The organism is Luteibacter jiangsuensis (assembly GCF_011742555.1).
GTDB classification, from domain to species: Bacteria; Pseudomonadota; Gammaproteobacteria; order Xanthomonadales; family Rhodanobacteraceae; genus Luteibacter; species Luteibacter jiangsuensis.
This window is the reverse complement of sequence record NZ_JAAQQR010000008.1, coordinates 140,556-157,874: the sequence shown is the minus strand read 5'-3', so window position 1 is coordinate 157,874 and position 17,319 is coordinate 140,556. Positions and strand designations below refer to the sequence as shown.

The window sequence follows — 17,319 nt, the reverse complement described above, 5'->3', positions numbered from 1 at the left end:
CGTCCGTCACGCCCGTTTCACCGGTTGCCGCAATGGCGTGATCCCGGTCACAGCAACGCCAACGTGCGGCATTTCTAAGACAAGTCCGATTTCCTTCCTCGATGAGCTTGCGCAGCCTCGCCCGCTCACTCGAAAAGGAGCGCCGCGTGTACCGTCTGCCATCCATCCTCATCGCGTCCATCATCGCCGCTGTCGAACCGCCTCCAGCGACTGGCCCGAGGTGCGGCAACGAACGCTTCGTCGCGGGGGAGCGCCTGCTGCCCAGCTACCGCGAAGCATGGCTGCAATGTCGCAACGAGGAACATGCGCTCACCCATCCGCAGACGGGCACCTTTGCGAAAGAGCGTACCTGTTACGACGTGACCTCGCCCGGGACGCACGGCGAATGGCAGTACGGCCGCATTGCCATGGACGTGATCGAACGGCACAGCGGCGACGCCTACACCTTCGAAACGTTGTGGATGTGCAAGCCGATGTGACTCAAGCGGTCACCTGGCGAGCGAGATATCGCCCCGGCGAGTCGCCGAAGGCCTTGCGGAACATGGCCACGAACGCGCTCGGCGAGGCGTAGCCCAGGGCGTCTGCGACGACCGACACGGGCTCGCCTTCCGCCAGCCGCTCCAGCGCGCAGGCAAGCCTGGCCTGCTGCCGCCACTGGGCCACGCTGCATTGCGTTTCCTGGCGGAAAAGGCGTGTGAGGGTACGCACGGACATGCCCGCCCAGCTCGCCCACTCGTCGATCCCCCGCGTGTCGTCGGGTCGCTCGAACATGGCCATCGCAATGCGACGCAGCCGGCGATCCACCGGCATCGGCAGATGCAGCTGCTCGACCGGCGCGCGGCGCATTTCGTCCAGCAGTACGGCGAGCAGCCGATCCTTCTCCGGTTCCCGCTCTCCGTCGACGGGCCAGGTGGCGGTGCGCTTCACGATGGCCCGAAACAGATCGCTCACCCCCACCACGCACGGCCGGTCGGGGAGACCTTGGGCGGCACTGGGCGCGATGAACACGCCCCAGGCGCGCAGGGGCCCCGCGATGCTCACCGTGTGCATCTCCCCCGGCGGCATCCAGCCGGCCCTGTGCGGCGGCAACAACCAGGAGCCGTGCTCCGTGCGATTGATCACCAGGCCCTGTTCCACATAGAAGAACTGCCCGCGGACGTGGTTGTGCCAATCGGTTTCCGCGAGGGGAATCTCGCCCTTCGCCTCGTAGGCGACAAGCGGCGGACCGTCGGTGCTTTCAAGTAGCGCGTGCAGGGTCTCGTCCAGCATTTGGCCATTTCTCGACATAAGTTGGCCCGGTGACGATATCAGGCCGATAGCTTCCATGGCTAACATTTGCACTCCCAAACAAATGTTTTGCACTCCCAAACAAATGTCCTGACCGTGGCAGTCCCTCGCCGCTAACGGACCCCGACGCCGGAGATTCCCCATGATCCGTCTCGTCACGAACGACTACAACGACCTCGACGGCGGCCAGCAGGCCGGTGACGCCCTGGTCACCTTCGTCGCCTGCGCCCACGCGATGCTGGACCCGGGAACCCCGGAAGAGCAGGTCCGCACCCTCGAACCGCGCCTTCTGGCGCAGTTGCCGACCTTGCGGGCCCTCGGCGTGTTCGACCTTTTCGCCGTGCGCGATCCCGCCCTGGCGGCCCTTCTCGCGGACGAGGACACGGGTTCCTGACTTGTAAATATATGCCCCGCGCATATTTGCCTTGACAACTATACTGTTGGCAATAGAATATGCGTCATGAACACGCACATATGTCCCAGTGACGGCCGCGACAGCCTCGGTGCCCTGATCGGCATGGTCCGCGGCGAGATCGTCCGGGCCATCGAGTCCGACCTCGCCGCGCAAGGGGCGGATCTCAAGTTCACCCAGTTCCACATGCTGAAGCGCCTGGCGATGCTGGGCCCGATGTCCGCCTCGGAACTCGCCAGGGCCGTCGATCTCGATGGCGGCGCGATGACCCGCCAGCTCGACCAGCTCGAAACGAAGGGATACCTGCGCCGCCAGCCGCACGAACAGGACCGCCGTGCCCTGCGTATCGAACTGACCGAGGCGGGCGAAGCCCTGTGGCGGCACCTGCACGAAAGCAACGTCGCCACGCTGGAGCGTGCGCAGCGGACCCTGTCCGCCGAAGAGCGCGAACGGCTGCACGACTACCTGGAACGCGTGCTCACCGCGCTCCGCGAAAAAGACTGACCTTACTGTCGAGGCAAAAAACTCATGCGTCTGCACACTCTTGTGGCGGCCGTCGGGGCCGCGTTGATCCTTTCCGGCTGTGTCACCAGCCGCGGACTGGAGCCGCAGGGCCGGCTCGCCGACCCCGCCAACCTTCACGCCGAACGCAGTCTGGCCAAGGCCCAGGTCTCGCCTGCCAACTGGCCGTCGTCCGACTGGTGGACGGGACTGGGCGACAGCCAGCTGTCCTCGCTGATCGAGGAGGCCTTGAAGGACAACCCGGATCTCGCCGCCGCCGACGCACGCGTGCGCCAGGCGCAGGCGCAGAGCGGCGCGGCCGACGCGGCACGCGATCCCACGCTGGCCGTGGGCGGTGGCGTGGCCGGTGCGCACCTTCCCGGCACGCTGTTCCCCGCCCCGCTCGGCAACCACTTCAGCTGGACGAAGTACGGCTACGGCAATTTCAGCTGGGACCTCGATCTCTGGGGCGGCAAGCGGGCCGCGTGGGAAGCAGCCGTCGGCTCGCAGCGGGCCAGTGAGATCGACGCGCGCGCCGCGCGCATCGAATTGTCCACCAACGTGGCCCGTGCCTACGTGCAACTGGGCTACGCATTCACCCAACTGGACGTCGCGAAGGCAGAGCTGGACCGCAGCACCGCCTCGCGCGAACTGACCCGCCAACGCGTGGCCGCCGGTGTGGACAACCAGATCCAGGTGAAGCAGGCCGACACCGAAGTGGCCTCGGCGGAGCGTGAGATGGCGGTGGCGCAGCGTGCCATCGACAGCGCGCGGAGTTCGTTGAGCGTTCTTCTGGGCAAGGGCCCCGATCGCGGCCTCGACATCGCGCGACCCGCGGCGCTGGCGCCGTCCGCCGTGGCCGTGCCCGCCAACCTGCCGGCGGACCTGCTCGGCCATCGCGCCGATCTGGTCGCCGCGCGCTGGCGCGTGGAAGCGGCGTCCAAGGACATCGCTTCCGCGAAGGCGGAGTTCCTGCCCAACGTGAGCCTCGGCGTGCTCGCCGCGCAGGTCGCCGGCGGCAGCGAGAACCTGTTCGCCTCGCGCGCCCGCTTCTGGCAGGTGCTGCCGGCGTTCAGCCTGCCGATCTTCGATGGCGGCCGTCTGCGCGCCAACCTCGCCGGCAAGGACGCCGAATACGATCTGGCCGTGGCCCAGTACAACAAGATCCTGGTCGGCGCGCTCAACGAGGTGGCCGACGATCTGTCCGGCCTGGACTCGCTCGCGACACAGGTCGCGGCGCAGCAGCGCGCCAGGGACGCCGCGCAGCAGGCTTACGACCTGTCGCAGCAGCGCTACAAGGCCGGTGTCGGCAGTTACCTGGAGTCGCTGGTGGTGCGCCAGCAACTGCTTCAGGCCGAGCAGCGCATAGCCGCGCTGCGCGCACAGCAGGTCGACACGTCCGTCCAACTCATCCAGGCGCTCGGCGGCGGTTTCCGCCCCGAGGCAGGCGACCAGCCGGTCGCCGCCGCCACGCCGGCAAACAACTAAGAAAACGTCCCGAGGCACTTACGATGTCCCAAGAAACCACCGCCCCCGCCGGCGCCGTCGTGGCGCCGCCACCGAAGAGCCGTCGCGGCTTCTTCCTCAAGCTTCTGGTCCTCGTTCTCATCCTTGCCGGCATCGGCTGGACCGTCTGGTATTTCGTGGACGGCCGCTGGTACGAGGACACCGACGACGCCTACGTCAACGGCAACGTGGTGCAGATCACGCCGCAGATCGCGGCCACCGTGCTTTCGATCACGGCGGACGACGGCGACCTGGTGCACAAGGGCGACGTGCTCGTGAGGCTCGACGACAGCGATGCGCAGATCGCCATCCTGAGCGCGCGCGCCGAACTGGCCAACACCGTGCGTCGCGTGCGTGGCCTCTATAACAACGTGAGTTCCGCGCAGGCCGACGTGGCCGTGCGCCAGACGGCCGTGGACCGCGCCCGCGCGGATTACAACCGCCGCCGCGACCTGGCGAAGTCCGGCGCGATCTCGGCGGAAGAACTGTCGCACGCGCTCGACACGCTCACTTCGGCGGAAAGCAGCCTGGCTTCCGCGAAGCAGGCGTACAGCACCAGCAAGGTGCTGGTGGACGACACCGTGGTCGCTTCGCATCCCGACGTGCGCGCCGCAGCCGCCAAGCTGCGCTCCGCCTACCTCGACAAGGCGCGCACGGAGATCCTGGCGCCCGTGGATGGTTACGTCGCCAAGCGCAGCGTGCAGCTCGGCCAGCGCGTGCAGCCGGGCGCCGCCCTGATGGCCGTGGTGCCGCTGCATGAAGTCTGGATCGACGCCAACTTCAAGGAAACGCAGCTCACCCACATGCGCATCGGCCAGCCGGTGGACGTCACCGCCGACGTCTACGGCAGCGACATGGTGTACAAGGCCAGGATCCGCAGCCTCGGCGTGGGCAGCGGCAGCGCGTTCTCTCTCCTGCCTGCGCAGAACGCCACGGGCAACTGGATCAAGATCGTCCAGCGCGTGCCGGTGCGTGTGGTCTTCACCGACCCGAAGCAGCTCGACGAGAAGCCGCTGCGCATCGGCCTCTCGACCAAGGTGACGGTGTCGCTGCACGACCAGGGCGGCCCGCTGCTCGCGCAGCAGCCGCCCACCAAGCCGGAATTCGCCACCGACGTGTACGACAACCGCCTCGCGGGCGTCGACGAAGAGATCGCTCGCGTGATCCACGACAACGCATCGTCGGGTGCAGGCGAGCAGGAAAAGGCGCCGAAGTAAGCGCGATGCGCGGGCGCGGCCCATGCCGCGCCCGTCGCTCGCCTCCGCTCCGTCCTCCAACGATCAGGTTTTTCCATGAGCACCGAATTTCGACCGCCGAACCTGGCGCTGTCCACGGTCGGCCTCTCGCTCGCGACCTTCATGCAGGTGCTGGACACCACGATCGCGAACGTCTCGCTGCCCACCATCGCGGGCAACCTTGGCGTCAGTTCCAACCAGAGCACGTGGGTCATCACCTCGTTCGCGGTGAGCAACGCCATCGCGCTGCCACTCACGGGCTTCCTCACTCGCCGCTTCGGCGAAACGAAGCTGTTCGTATGGGCCACGCTGCTTTTCTCCCTCGCCTCGTTCCTGTGCGGTATCGCGCAGAGCATGAGCATGCTCATCCTGTTCCGCGCCATCCAGGGTGCGGTGGCCGGTCCGATGTACCCCATCACCCAGAGCCTGCTGATCTCCATCTATCCACCCGCCAAACGCGGCATGGCGCTGGCGCTGCTGGCGATGGTCACCGTGGTGGCGCCGATCGCCGGACCGATCCTCGGTGGCTGGATCACCGATAACTACGCGTGGCCGTGGATCTTCTTCATCAACGTGCCGATCGGCATCTTCGCCAGCTTCGTGGTGGCGAACCAGATGAAGGGGCGCCCGGAAGTCACGGAGAAGCCGAAGGTCGACTACGTGGGCCTCATCACGCTGATCATCGGCGTGGGCGCGTTGCAGGTGGTGCTCGACAAGGGCAACGACGAGGACTGGTTCTCGTCCACATTCATCATCGTCACCGCGATCATCGCGGCCATCGGTCTTGCCGTGTTCCTGATCTGGGAACTGACGGACAAGGACCCGATCGTGAACCTGAAGCTTTTCCGGCACCGTAACTTCGCGATGGGCACGCTATGCCTGGTGCTGGCCTATGCGGCGTTCTTCGCCATCGGCCTGCTCGTGCCGCAGTGGCTGCAACGCAACGTGGGGTACACCTCCACATGGGCGGGTTTCGCGGCCGCTCCGCTGGGTATCCTGCCGGTGATCCTCACGCCGTTCGTCGGCCGCTACGCGCACAAGTTCGACTTGCGCCTGCTGGCCTCGGGTGCGTTCATCGTCATGGGTGCCACGTGCTTCATGCGTTCGGACTTCTTCCTCGACATCGACTTCTACAGCGTGGCGATGGTGCAGCTCATCCAGGGCCTGGGCGTGGCGCTGTTCTTCATGCCGGTGCTGACGATTCTTCTATCTGACCTGCAACCGCGCGAGATCGCGGCGGGCTCCGGCCTCGCCACCTTCCTGCGTACGCTCGGGGGCAGCTTCGCGGCGTCGATCACCACCTTCATGTGGGACCACCGGGCGATCGTGCACCACGAGCGGCTGGCGGAGAACATCACGCCGTTCAATCCCACCGCGCAGCAGGCGCTCAACCAGATAGGCCCAGGCGATCCGCAATACGCAGCGGCCGCGGTCAACCAGATGATCACGCAGCAGGGTTACCAGATCTCCTTCAACGAGGTCTTCCACGTGCTCGGCTACGTGTTCGTCGGATTGATCTTCGTGGTGTGGCTGGCGAAGCCGCCGTTCGCGGCGAAGGCGGGACCAGCCGCTTCCGGGCACTGAGTCACTCCCACAGAACCAAAAAAAGCCGGCATTGCCGGCTTTTTTTCTTACTCCACCCGGTTCATCAGATATCGAAGCCGATACCCACCAGCGCCATGGTCTCGCCGCGGTTCGGTTCCTTGAAGCTGCCGTTGGAGATGTGGCGGACCTGGAAGCTCACGTTCTTGTACTGCCAGCCGAGGGTGCTGACGAATTCGTAGCCACTCGACAGTGCCTGGGTACGTCCGCCGGCGGTGCCGGCCACCTGGAAGCTGAAGAAGAACGGCTGGTACCAGTCGCCCGCGCTGCCGTAGTGGAGACGGGCACCTGCGGCGCCCACCCAGATATTGTCCGTCACGCCCGGATGTGAATCCGCATAGCGGCCGATGTCGCGTCCCTTGATGTAGCCGATGGAAACATCCGGCGACCAGGTGAAGCGGCTCTGCCCCATGGGCTGCGGCGAGAACACCGCCTCCGCGAAGAAGGCGTTGGTGCCATAGCTGTTCATGTAGCTGCGGCCGCCCTGCACTTCGATGTGCGTCTGGGCGGCCGCGGGAAGGCTGGCGGCGAGGGCGAGGACGGCGAGGGCGCCGAGTACGGGACGGGACGAGCGCATGGGGGACGGGGCCTTGTGATGGGACGTTAATGAACTGAATCGTTCGGTAAATAGTGTCCAACGAATGTGAATAAAGGGCACGGTGACAATTATTTTCCGCCGCACCTTTCGGAAGCTTGTCCCGTCCTGCCGTCGACGAAGGGGTCAAGGCGTGCTGCCGGGTGCCGTTAAAGACCCTGGAGGCCGGCCGACGAGCGGCGGGGCCAAAGGGCAGCAGGGGTCGGCGACCGGTGGAGAGGGCGACGTTCAAGGTGGCGACCAGGGTGCGCGCCCGGCGCGCGCGGCTGGCCACATGGACGGTGGCGATTGTCTTGTCCGTGGGCGTGGCGGGCATCGTCGCGATCCTGCAATTCGACGTGTACCGGGGCATGCGGGACGGTACGCGTCGGCAGCTCGCCGCGTCGGCAGCGGGCGCGATACGCATGATCGACCAGGACATCGACGCGACGATGGGGCCACTGCTCGCCCTGCGCAACGAAGTCGACAGCGCCGACTCGGGCGCGTTGCACGCCCGACTGGGTGAAGTGCAGGCGCGCCATCCCGAACTCTCCAGCCTCGTTGCGCTCGATGCCGACGGCGGCGTCATCGCGTCCACCAGCATCCCGCTGGCGAACTGGCGCGACAGCGTGGATGCTCCGCGCCGGACGGTGCTGGGCGCCAGGGTCCGCGTGCACGTGGCCGACGCGCAGGGTGAGGTTCCTGGCGGCATTCGTATCCTTGTGGATTCCCGCGTGCCGCAGCCGGCCGCCTTCGGCACCGTCGTGGATGCGGAAAGACTCCGCGACGAGATGCGCCACTCGATGCTGGGCCAGGGCGCTTCCATCGGTGCGTTCTCGACCGACGGCCGACTTTTCGCGAGCAATCGCGACGACGTCCCCGGGTCGTTGACCTTGCCTCCGGCGGCGGGCACGTCTGGAAGCCATGGCGGGGGCGGACGCTTCCACGCGTGGCTGGCGTCCGCCCGCCATCCCTATCTGGTGCAGGTAAGCATCGACAGCGCGGCCACCAAGGCAGAGTGGTTGCGGCAGGCCACCCCTTCGTTCCTGGCGACGCTGGCGCTCGTCGTCCTTCTGAACGTTTTCGCCGCCCTGTTCGATGCCGCCTATCGGCGGCAGCTCAGTCTGGTGGATGCATTGTCGCGAAGCGCGCGGCACCTGGGCGACGTGCAGCGGACGGGTCATATTGGCCTGTGGGAGGCGAATCTCGTCGAAGGCACCATCGTCTGGTCCGGCCACGTGCACCAGATCACGGGGTTGCCCCCGGACCGCATGGGCGGCCGGCACGGCACGTATTACAAGCTGGTGCACCCCGAGGACCAGCATGCGATGGCGGCGTGGCTGGCCAAGTTCGAACATGGGGACGGGCCTTACGAGTGCGAGCATCGGCTGTGCCGTCCGGACGGACGCGAGGTGCGGGTGGTGGTGCGCGCGGCGCGAATCACCAATGAGGAAGGCCAGCGGATCCTCGCCGGAACGATCAGCGAGATCACCGCGCTGCACGAGACACGTCAACGCCTCCAGGACACCGACCGCGACCTTGCCGCGAGCGAGGCGGCCTATCGGCAGCTGCTGGCGCGGATGCCGTTGCCCCTGGTGGTAGTGCGGGACGATCGCATCGAATACGCCAACCACCTGGCGGAAGACCGCCTGGGCGCGGAAGGACACACACTGGTCGGACGCCGAGCCGGCGATTTTCTCGACGCCCACGCATTGGAAGCCACCCGCCGCGGTGCCGCGGAAGGCACCAGCATCGCGGCGTGGATCGAACCCGAACACGGCATGCCTTTCGAAGCGGAACTGGCGCTCTCCGACTATCGCGACTCGCGCGGGCGCGGCACGTTGGTCATCGTTCGCGATGTGACGGAGCAACGCCGCTACGAGGAGCGCCTCAATCACCAGGCCACGCACGACGAACTCACCGGACTTCCGAATCGGCGGGCGTTGCGCGAAAACCTGGAGTCGATGCTGGCGCAGAGGGAGCTGGACGGGTCGGGACTGATGGTGCTGTTCGTCGACCTCGACCATTTCAAGGTGATCAACGACGCGCTGGGACATGCGCTCGGCGACCAGGTACTGCGCGACCTGAGCCTGCGGCTCGGTGACGCCGTGGGCGGGGAGGGGCAGGTAGGACGCTTCGGTGGCGACGAGTTTGTGGCGGTACTGCCCTTCGGCGGATCGCCTGCGAAGGCGATCGACGTGCTGCCACGCATCCAGCGCGCCATCGAGGAACCGCTGGAAGTGGCCGGCACGTCGCAGCGCCTGAAATGCAGCATCGGCGTGGCCTTCGCGACGCGCGACGGCGCCGATGCGGACACGTTGATCCGCAATGCCGACACGGCGATGTACGACGCGAAGCGCTCCGGACGGCACACGTGGAAGTGCTACTCGGCGGAAATGCACGCCACGGCGATGGCCAGGCTTACCGTGCTCACCCGCCTTTCCGGGGCGAATCTCGACAACGAACTCGCGCTTGCGTGGCAGACCCAGCACGCGGGCACCGACGCGACGACGATCGGCGTGGAAGCCCTGCTGCGCTGGCCCTCGGCACCGGGCGACCTTTGCCGCAACGACCGCCTCATTCCACTGCTGGAAGAAACCGGTGCGATCGTCCAGATCGGCCAGTGGGTGCTGCGCGAGGCATGCAGGCAGCAGCGGATGGTCCTCGACACCATCGGGCACGGCTGCCGGCTTTCGGTGAACATATCGGCGCAGCAGCTGGTGCATACCGACCTGGTGGCCGACGTGCGACACGCCCTGGCGGAAACCGGCGCAAGCGCGTCCGCTCTGGAACTGGAACTGACGGAAAGCGCGTTCATGCACGAACCGGAGCGCGCCATACGCACGCTGCGCGAGCTGCAGGCCATGGGCGTCAGCATTGCGCTGGACGACTTCGGCACCGGCTATTCGAATCTCACGTACCTGTCGCGTCTGCCGTTGGACAAGATCAAGATCGATCGTCACTTCATCGGCACGTTGTTGCAGGAGGACGTGGACACCTCGATCTGCCGCTCGATCATCTTCCTCGGCCGCAGCCTCAACCTGGAGGTGGTGGCGGAGGGTGTGGAGACCGAGGGGCAGCGCGACTGGCTGCTCGCCGAAGGTTGCGACGCCATGCAGGGCTACCTTTTCTCGCATCCCGTGCCGGTGGAGGCGCTGCGGCGTTCACGCCGGGAGCCAATGCGTTCACCGCAGGACGATTTATCGAGCGACGCCGCGCTCATACATTGATCGCAGGTGGCACACAGGCCACGTCCCCGGTGATCCCATGTATCGCGCTCCCTCCATCTTCGTCTCCCACGGTGCTCCCACCTTCGCGCTGGAGCCCGGACTGCTCGGTTCCCGCCTCACCGACCTGGGCAAGCGTCTTGCCAGCGCCAGCGGCATCGTCGTCGTCTCGCCCCACTGGCAGACCTGCGGCATTCGCGTCACCGGCGCCGCCTGGCCGGCCACCATCCATGACTTCGGCGGCTTTCCGCCGGCGCTCTACGACCTGACCTACCCGGCACCGGGATCCGCGAGCCTTGCAGCGGAAACGGCCGCCCTGCTGGCGGAAGACGGCCTGGTCGCGATGGTGGATCCGGAGCGGGGGTACGACCATGGTGCCTGGGTGCCCCTGCGCTACCTGCGCCCGGATGCCGACACCCCGGTGATCCAGGTGTCGATGCCGCACAATCTCGATACGGCCGGGGCATTGAGGCTGGGACGGACGCTCGCGCCGCTGCGCGACCGTGGGATCGCCATCGTCGGATCGGGCAGCCTCACGCATAACCTGCACGAAGTGCGCCGCGACGGCGATTCCGCGGCGTACGCGAAGGCGTTCGCGGCATGGAGCCGGCAAGCCGTGCTGGCGGGCGACGTCGAAGCACTCGTCGACTACCGTCACGTGGCGCCGAGCGCCATTCGTGCGCATCCGACGGAAGAGCACTACCTGCCGTTGCTGGTGGCGCTTGGCGCCGCGGGCACCGACACGCCGGCGGCGATCGATGGCGGCATCACGTATGGCGTGCTGTCCATGGATTCGTACGCCTGGGGCGTGAACTAGCGGCGGGCGAGAGTGCTGACTAATTTTACCCGGAGGCTATTGATCCCGTGATTTAGCCCGGGTATTATTCGCCCATCGTCCGCACTTCGATAAGACATGTCGACCTATACCGCCTTCCTCGGCCATTCCCGCCTCGCTTCCGGTTCCCTCGCCGCCGTTGCACGGCAGGGCAAGACACACGCCGACGCCGATCCCGGCGCCTCGATCCTCGTTTACGACGACGAAACCGGCCGGCCGGTGGACATCGACTATCGCGGCACGCTCGACGACGTTCTGGCGCGGCTGGCGCCTGCGGAGGAAGCCGGGCCGGTGGCCCCGGCAGCCGACGCACGGCGAGGCCCGGGCCGGCCCCGGCTTGGCGTGGTCGCCCGCGAGGTCACCCTCCTTCCCCGCCACTGGGAATGGCTGGGCGCGCAGCCGGGTGGCGCGTCCGTCGCCTTGCGGCGGCTGGTGGAGGACGCGAGCCGACAGAACGCGGCGGCAGACCGTCGGCGCCAGGCGAGCGAAGCAGTCGATCGGCTCATGCTGGCGCTCGGCGGCAACCTGCCCGGATACGAAGAAGCCTCTCGCGCCTTCCATCGCGGCGAGCGCGAACGCTTCGAGGCGCTGCTCGAGGCGTGGCCAGCGGACGTTCGCGATTACGTGTGCACGCTGGCGGCCGCAGCCTGGTAACCGAGCTGCGCGAACCGGCCCGAAAGTTCTCTGTGGGAGCCGGCTATGCCGGCGATCCCGCGGCAGCGGGCACTCTCGCGGACACGTATCGCCGCTGAAGCGGCTCCCACAGGGCACGATGTGACGTTGTCGCCAGCGTGTCTCACCGCCATGGCGGCCCGCTCCTGCATGGGAACGCTCACGCCTCGCTCGGCCGAAGCCCCCGCAGCCCGCCGCGCTCCCTTTCCTTCCTGATCTTCAGCCAGCGCTTGTACCGGCGCTTCAGCTTGCGCCGGTATTTGCGTTCCTTGCGATCGTGGTTCCACAGATAGATGGCCGGTGTGCTGAGCAGCGTGAGCAACTGCGATACGAGCAGGCCGCCCACGATGGCGATGCCGAGCGGTCGACGCATTTCCGAGCCAACGCCAAACCCGATCGCGAGCGGCAGCGCGGCGCCCATGGCGACCAGCGTGGTCATCGTGATCGGGCGGAAGCGCACGAGCGCCGCCTGACGGATCGCCTCCACCGGTGACATGCCATGTTCGCGCTGCGCCACCAGGGCGAAGTCCACCATGAGGATCGCGTTCTTCTTCACGATACCGATCAGCAGCAGTACCGAGATGATTGCCATCAAGGTGAGCTGGGTCTGTGTGACCAGCATGGCGAGGAAGGCGCCGGCACCCGCCGCAGGCAGCGTGGAGATGATGGTCAGCGGGTGGCCAAGGCTTTCGTAAAGGATGCCGAGCACGATATAGACGGCGAGGATCGCGCCGATCAGCAGCACCATGCCGTTCGACTGCGCATCGCGCAGGCGCTGGTTCGCACCCGTGAAGTCCATGCGCACCCCGCCCGGCAGGCCGATCGCATGCACGGCCTGCTCCACCAGCGCGTTGCCCTTGTCCGCGGTGATCTTGGGCGCGAGGTTGTAGGTGATGTCGGCCGACTCGAGCTGGTTCTGATGCGTCACCGCACTGGGCACCGCCACCGGTGCGATCTTCGCCACCGCCGAGAGCGGGATCATCTTGCCGAGCTCGTTCTTCACGTAGGTATTGAGGAGTGCCTCGGGGCTGAGCGTCTGCGCCGCGGCTGCGGTCAGCACCACCCAATACTGGTTGATGTCCGAATAGATGATCGACACCTGGCGCTGGCCGAAGGCGTTGAACAAGGCGGAGTCGATGGTACCCATGCCGATGTGCAACCGCCCGGCGGCCTCGCGATCCACCTTCAGCATCTGCTGCTTGCCCACGATGTCGAAATCGCTGCCGACGTCGCGGAACTCCTTCATCGTGCGCATCTGCCGTACGAGCTTCAGAACCCACGGTTGCAGATCCTCGCCGCTGGTGCTGATCAACTGGAACGAATACTGCCCGCGATTGCTGTTGCCGCCACCGCCGCCCAGGAACTGCACGGGGTTCATGAACACCTGAACGTCGGAGATCTTGCCGTACTCCTTGCCGAGGCGATCCATGATTTCCTTCATCGATTCCTTGCGCTGGCCGGGGCCGTTGCCCTTCGGCTTGAGGTCCACGAACATCAAGCCCTGGTTGCCCACGGCGCCGCCGTTGTCGCCGCCGAGGATGGTGGTCACGTCGGCCACGGTGCTGTCGTTCTGCATGATGTCGCCGACGCGCTTGAGGCGGCGGGTCATCTCGTCGGGCGAGATGTTGGCATCGGCGCTGATCTGCGCCTGCAGCATGCCCGTGTCCTCTTCCGGCATGAAGTTGCCGCCGGCGGTCTTCACCACGGCAATGGCCAGCAGAATGGTGGCGCCCAGCAGGATCAACGGCTGCCAGCGCATCAGCCGGCGATGGCGCAGCGCCCAGTCCAGGGCGCGCTGGTAGACACGCAGGAAGCCACGGTCGAAACGCTCCAGGGCAAGCTCCCAGCGTCCCGGCTTGCGGTCGGGAGCGTCGTGCTTGAGGTAATGCGCGCACAGCGCAGGGGTGAGGGTGAGCGACACCACGGCGGAGATCAGCACGGCGCCGGCGAGGGTCACCGAGAACTCGCGCAGCAGCTTCGTGATCATGTTGTTGCCGAACAGGAGGGGGGCGAACACCGCCACCAGCGACAAGGTGATGGAAATGACCGTGAACCCGATCTCACGCACGCCCTCGAGGGCCGCCTCCATCGGCTTGGCGCCGTTCTCCATGTGGCGCACGATGTTCTCGATGACGACGATGGCGTCGTCCACCACGAAGCCGATGCACAGCACCAGTGCCATCAACGACATCGTGTTCAGCGTGTAGCCGAGGGACCACATGATGACGAAGGCACCCGCGAGCGAGAGTGGCACGCTCAGCGTGGCGATCATCGTGGGGCCCAGACGGCGCAGGAACACCATCATCACCAGCACCACCATCACGATACTGATGAGGAGCGCGACCTTCACCTCGTGCAGGGCCGACTGCGTGGTCTGGGTCAGGTCGAAGATGGGCGTGACCTGGGCATCGGCGGGCAGCAGCGCGCGGAAACGCGGCAGGGCGGCGCGGATGGCGTCCGCCGTGGCGATGGAGTTGGCCTCCGGCCGCTTGCTGATCTGCATGGTGACGGAGCGTTCGCCCTGGAACCACGCCTTCTGGTACTGGTCCTGCTGGCCGCTGTAAACCTTGGCGATGTCGGACAGCCGCACGGGTACGTTGTTGCGCACGGCGATGAGAATGTTGGCGAAATCTGACGCGTCGCGCAGACCGTCGTTGGCGACGACCGTCATCTGCGTCTTGCCGTCGGACAGCACGCCTTGCGGCGAATTCACGTTCGCGGCTTGCAACGCGTTGGAAACGTCATTGGTGGTGATGCCTTTCGACGAAAGCGCGTTGGTGTCCAGTTCGATGCGCACGGCGTGCGGCGTGCCGCCGAACACCTGCACGCGCGACACGCCGTCGATCTGCGACACGGCGGGGCGGATCAAGGTGTCCACCACGTCGTAGAGCTTGTCCGGCGGCATGGTCTTCGACGTGAAGGCGACCAGCAGCACGGGAATCTGTCCCGTGTCGAACTTGAAATACTGCGGCGGCGACGGCATGCCCGCCGGCAAGTCGGCGGCCGCGGCGTTGATCGCGGCCTGCACGTCGCGGGCGGCGGCGTCGGTGGAGCGGTCCATGTTGAAGCGCAGGCGCACGAAGCCGGCACCTTCGGTGCTGTTCGAGTACATCTGATCCACGCCCGGGATCTGGCCCAGGTGGCGTTCGAGCGGTGCGATAACCGTCGAGGCCATCGTCTGGGCGCTGGCGCCCGGCATCTGTGTCTGGATGAACACGGCCGGCACTTCGATCGAAGGCAGCGCGGCGACGCCCAGCAGCATGTAGGCCAGCGCGCCGGCCAGGGTAAGGCCCGCCGCGAGCAGCGAGGTGCCTTTCGGCCGGCGGATGAATGGTGCAAAAAAGTTCACGGCACTTCCTGTGTCGCGGGACCACTCCCCGCGCCCGCGAACTTTATGACGTCCCGGCCGATTCGTCGCGTGTGCCTTTAGTGGGGCCCCTGCCGGAAGGCATGGTGCCCACCATCAGGGCTTGCCGGCGGGCGAATAGCGCAGCGTCAGGTAGTAGGTGCGACCGAGCTGGTTGTACCAGGCGGCCGTCTCGTAGCGCTTGTCCGCCACGTTGGCGACACGACCCTGCACGCTCCAGTCGGCATCCACGTGCCAGGTGGCACGGAGGTCCGCCGTGGCGTAGCCCCCGAGCCGGCGCGTATTGGCCGCGTCGTCGTAGCTGTATCCGGCGGCGTTGATCGAGCCGCCGACGGTGATCGCGCCCAGGTCCTTGTCGATGTCGGCGCGCGCCATGCGACGGGGGCGTCGGGCGAGCAGATTGTTCTTCTGGTCGCCACCGTCCCGGTTCTCCGGCTGCTGGAAGGTGAGGTAGCCGCGCAGGTGCCATCCGTCCACGTCGGCGCCCACCTGGCCTTCTAGGCCACGGATGCGTGCCTTGCTCACGTTGATGGGGAGGAAGTTGGCGTCGAAGCCGATGAGGTCGTCCACCTGCGTGCTATAGGCGTTCACGGCCCAGTTCCAGACACCCGGGCGCGCGGCGAGGCCGATTTCCGCCGTGCGCGACGTCTCGGGCGAGAGGTTCACCGGCGCTCCGTAGGGATAGAACTCGTCGTTGAACGTGGGCGCGTGGAACGCCGTGCCGTACGAGGCGGTGACCCTCATGCCGTTGTCGAAACGGAATCCGTAGGCGGCGGAGCCGGTGGTGTGGTTGCCGAACTGGGTGTTGTGATCGTGGCGGGCCGAGAGTTCCAGTTCGTGCGGGCCGAACACGCCACGGTACAGGGCGAACACACCCGTGTTGTTACGGGAATCGGCGAGGTAGGCCGTATCGCTCTTCAGTTTCTCCTGCTGGAAATCCACGCCCGCCGTCAGCGTCTGGTTGTTCGATAGGGCGATGTCGTTCTGCCAGGAGGCCTGGTTGCGCTTGGAGTAGAGGTAGCCCACACGCGCCTTGTCGACGCCGTAGTGGACGAAGTCCACCGTCTTGTCCGCGCCGTTGAGGTAGTTGTCGGCCCGGTCCTGGTTCTGGCCCACGGCGAGCGATATCCGCCAGTTGGCCAGCGCGTCGAAAGCCAGCCTGGCGCCTGCCACCTGTTGCGACCGCCGGGTGAGGTTCTGGAAATCGCCGTCGTATTCGATGTCGCCCTTGCTGCGCAGCCAGCTGCCGGTGAGTTCCGTGCCGTCGTCCCAGCGGTAGCCACCTGAGAGGGCGCCGTTATAGGTGCGATAGGCGTCGTGGTCGGGCTCGTCGGTGAAGCAGCCCGCGAACGCCTCCGCCGCGCCGAGGCGGCAGGCATTGATGCCCGACGTGTACTGGCCGCCGAGGCTCGCGTTGTACCAGCCGTGCGCGGTGCCGCCCGACAGCCCCACCTGACCGGCCGTGTAGCCGTGGCTGCCGCCGGTCACCGCCAGGGTCGGCGCCGGTGCCTGGCCTGCCTCGCCATGCCGGGTGAATATCTGGATGACGCCGCCGATGGCGTCCGAGCCGTACAGCGCGGAACGCGGGCCGCGCACGACCTCGACGCGGTCGATCTGCTCCACGGGCAGCTGCTCGTATGCCGGTAGGCCGGCGCCCACCGTGCCCACGCGCACGCCGTCGACCAGCACGAGGGTGTGCGAGGAGTTCGTGCCGCGCATGAAGAGCGAGGTCTGCTGTCCGATACCGCCCGTGTTGGAAAGGGCCACGCCGGGAAGGCCGGCGAGCAGGTCCTGGACGCTCACGGGCTGCAGGCGTTCGATATCCGCCCGGGTGATCACCGTAACCGGCGCGAGCACCTGGTCCAGCGGCGTCGCGAAGCGGCTGGCCGTGACCACCACGGGGTCGAGCCGGTCGGGGCCGTCGGCGGCATGGGCAAGGGCGGTCGTCGACAGCAGGGCCGCCGCGAGCAGGGTCTTCTTCAGCACGTCGTTCTTTCCTTCGCCGCCGGTGCGGCCTGGAGCAGGGGCCGGGCGAGGGACGAAGACGAACGGCGAACGGGAGCGGACCCGGAAGCTGTCCGGATCCGCCCTCCGCGAATCG

At 66.8% G+C, this 17,319-nt stretch carries 13 protein-coding genes; 9 read left to right on the top strand and 4 right to left on the bottom strand.

Going from position 1 to position 17,319, the window contains the following annotated elements; all coding sequences use genetic code 11:
• The first annotated feature begins 146 nt into the window (after positions 1–146).
• Positions 147–479 carry a hypothetical protein gene (locus tag HBF26_RS16140; RefSeq protein ID WP_167128784.1) on the top strand — a complete coding sequence of 111 codons (333 nt, stop codon included), beginning with the start codon at positions 147–149 and terminating at the stop codon, positions 477–479.
• A 1-nt stretch (position 480) separates the two neighbouring features.
• Here the strand turns inward: HBF26_RS16140 and HBF26_RS16135 are convergent, their stop codons facing one another.
• Positions 481–1,269, bottom strand: coding sequence for an AraC family transcriptional regulator (locus HBF26_RS16135; protein ID WP_205287661.1), 789 nt, complete (start codon positions 1,267–1,269; stop codon positions 481–483).
• A 160-nt stretch (positions 1,270–1,429) separates the two neighbouring features.
• On the opposite strand from HBF26_RS16135, the gene HBF26_RS16130 reads away from it, so the two are divergent.
• The 5 genes from HBF26_RS16130 to HBF26_RS16110 all read left to right on the top strand — a co-directional run bounded on the left by HBF26_RS16130 (position 1,430) and on the right by HBF26_RS16110 (position 6,525).
• The gene (locus HBF26_RS16130) at positions 1,430–1,681 is read left to right on the top strand and encodes a hypothetical protein (protein WP_167128778.1); all 252 of its coding nucleotides are present in this window, start codon (positions 1,430–1,432) and stop codon (positions 1,679–1,681) included.
• Between the two features lie 66 nt (positions 1,682–1,747).
• On the top strand, positions 1,748–2,203 hold the full coding sequence (locus tag HBF26_RS16125) for a MarR family winged helix-turn-helix transcriptional regulator (protein WP_167128775.1): 456 nt from the start codon (positions 1,748–1,750) through the stop codon (positions 2,201–2,203).
• Between the two features lie 24 nt (positions 2,204–2,227).
• On the top strand, positions 2,228–3,688 hold the full coding sequence (locus HBF26_RS16120) for an efflux transporter outer membrane subunit (protein WP_167128772.1): 1,461 nt from the start codon (positions 2,228–2,230) through the stop codon (positions 3,686–3,688).
• 23 nt (positions 3,689–3,711) lie between these two features.
• Complete coding sequence (locus HBF26_RS16115; protein WP_167128769.1) at positions 3,712–4,923, top strand: HlyD family secretion protein; 1,212 nt, start codon at positions 3,712–3,714, stop codon at positions 4,921–4,923.
• Between the two features lie 75 nt (positions 4,924–4,998).
• A complete protein-coding gene (locus tag HBF26_RS16110) occupies positions 4,999–6,525 on the top strand; it encodes a DHA2 family efflux MFS transporter permease subunit (RefSeq protein WP_167128766.1) in 1,527 nt (508 codons plus the stop codon).
• A 64-nt stretch (positions 6,526–6,589) separates the two neighbouring features.
• Here HBF26_RS16110 and HBF26_RS16105 read toward each other — a convergent pair whose 3' ends face one another.
• A complete protein-coding gene (locus tag HBF26_RS16105) occupies positions 6,590–7,120 on the bottom strand; it encodes an acyloxyacyl hydrolase (RefSeq protein WP_167128763.1) in 531 nt (176 codons plus the stop codon).
• 263 nt (positions 7,121–7,383) lie between these two features.
• On the opposite strand from HBF26_RS16105, the gene HBF26_RS16100 reads away from it, so the two are divergent.
• From HBF26_RS16100 to HBF26_RS16090, 3 genes are all read left to right on the top strand, one after another.
• Complete coding sequence (locus HBF26_RS16100; RefSeq protein WP_167128759.1) at positions 7,384–10,347, top strand: EAL domain-containing protein; 2,964 nt, start codon at positions 7,384–7,386, stop codon at positions 10,345–10,347.
• Positions 10,348–10,384: 37 nt separating this feature from the next.
• Positions 10,385–11,161, top strand: a complete 777-nt coding sequence (locus HBF26_RS16095; RefSeq protein WP_167128757.1) for a dioxygenase family protein — start codon at positions 10,385–10,387, stop codon at positions 11,159–11,161.
• Positions 11,162–11,257: 96 nt separating this feature from the next.
• Positions 11,258–11,833: a DUF2239 family protein gene (locus HBF26_RS16090; RefSeq protein WP_167128754.1), complete on the top strand. Its 576-nt coding sequence runs from the start codon at positions 11,258–11,260 to the stop codon at positions 11,831–11,833.
• 178 nt (positions 11,834–12,011) lie between these two features.
• On the opposite strand, the gene HBF26_RS16085 is transcribed toward HBF26_RS16090, so the two are convergent.
• Together HBF26_RS16085 and HBF26_RS16080 are read right to left on the bottom strand one after the other, a co-directional pair.
• The gene (locus HBF26_RS16085) at positions 12,012–15,200 is read right to left on the bottom strand and encodes an efflux RND transporter permease subunit (RefSeq protein ID WP_167128751.1); all 3,189 of its coding nucleotides are present in this window, start codon (positions 15,198–15,200) and stop codon (positions 12,012–12,014) included.
• A gap of 114 nt (positions 15,201–15,314) precedes the next feature.
• A complete protein-coding gene (locus HBF26_RS16080; RefSeq protein WP_338039694.1) occupies positions 15,315–17,204 on the bottom strand; it encodes a TonB-dependent receptor domain-containing protein in 1,890 nt (629 codons plus the stop codon).
• Between the last annotated feature and the right edge of the window lie 115 nt (positions 17,205–17,319).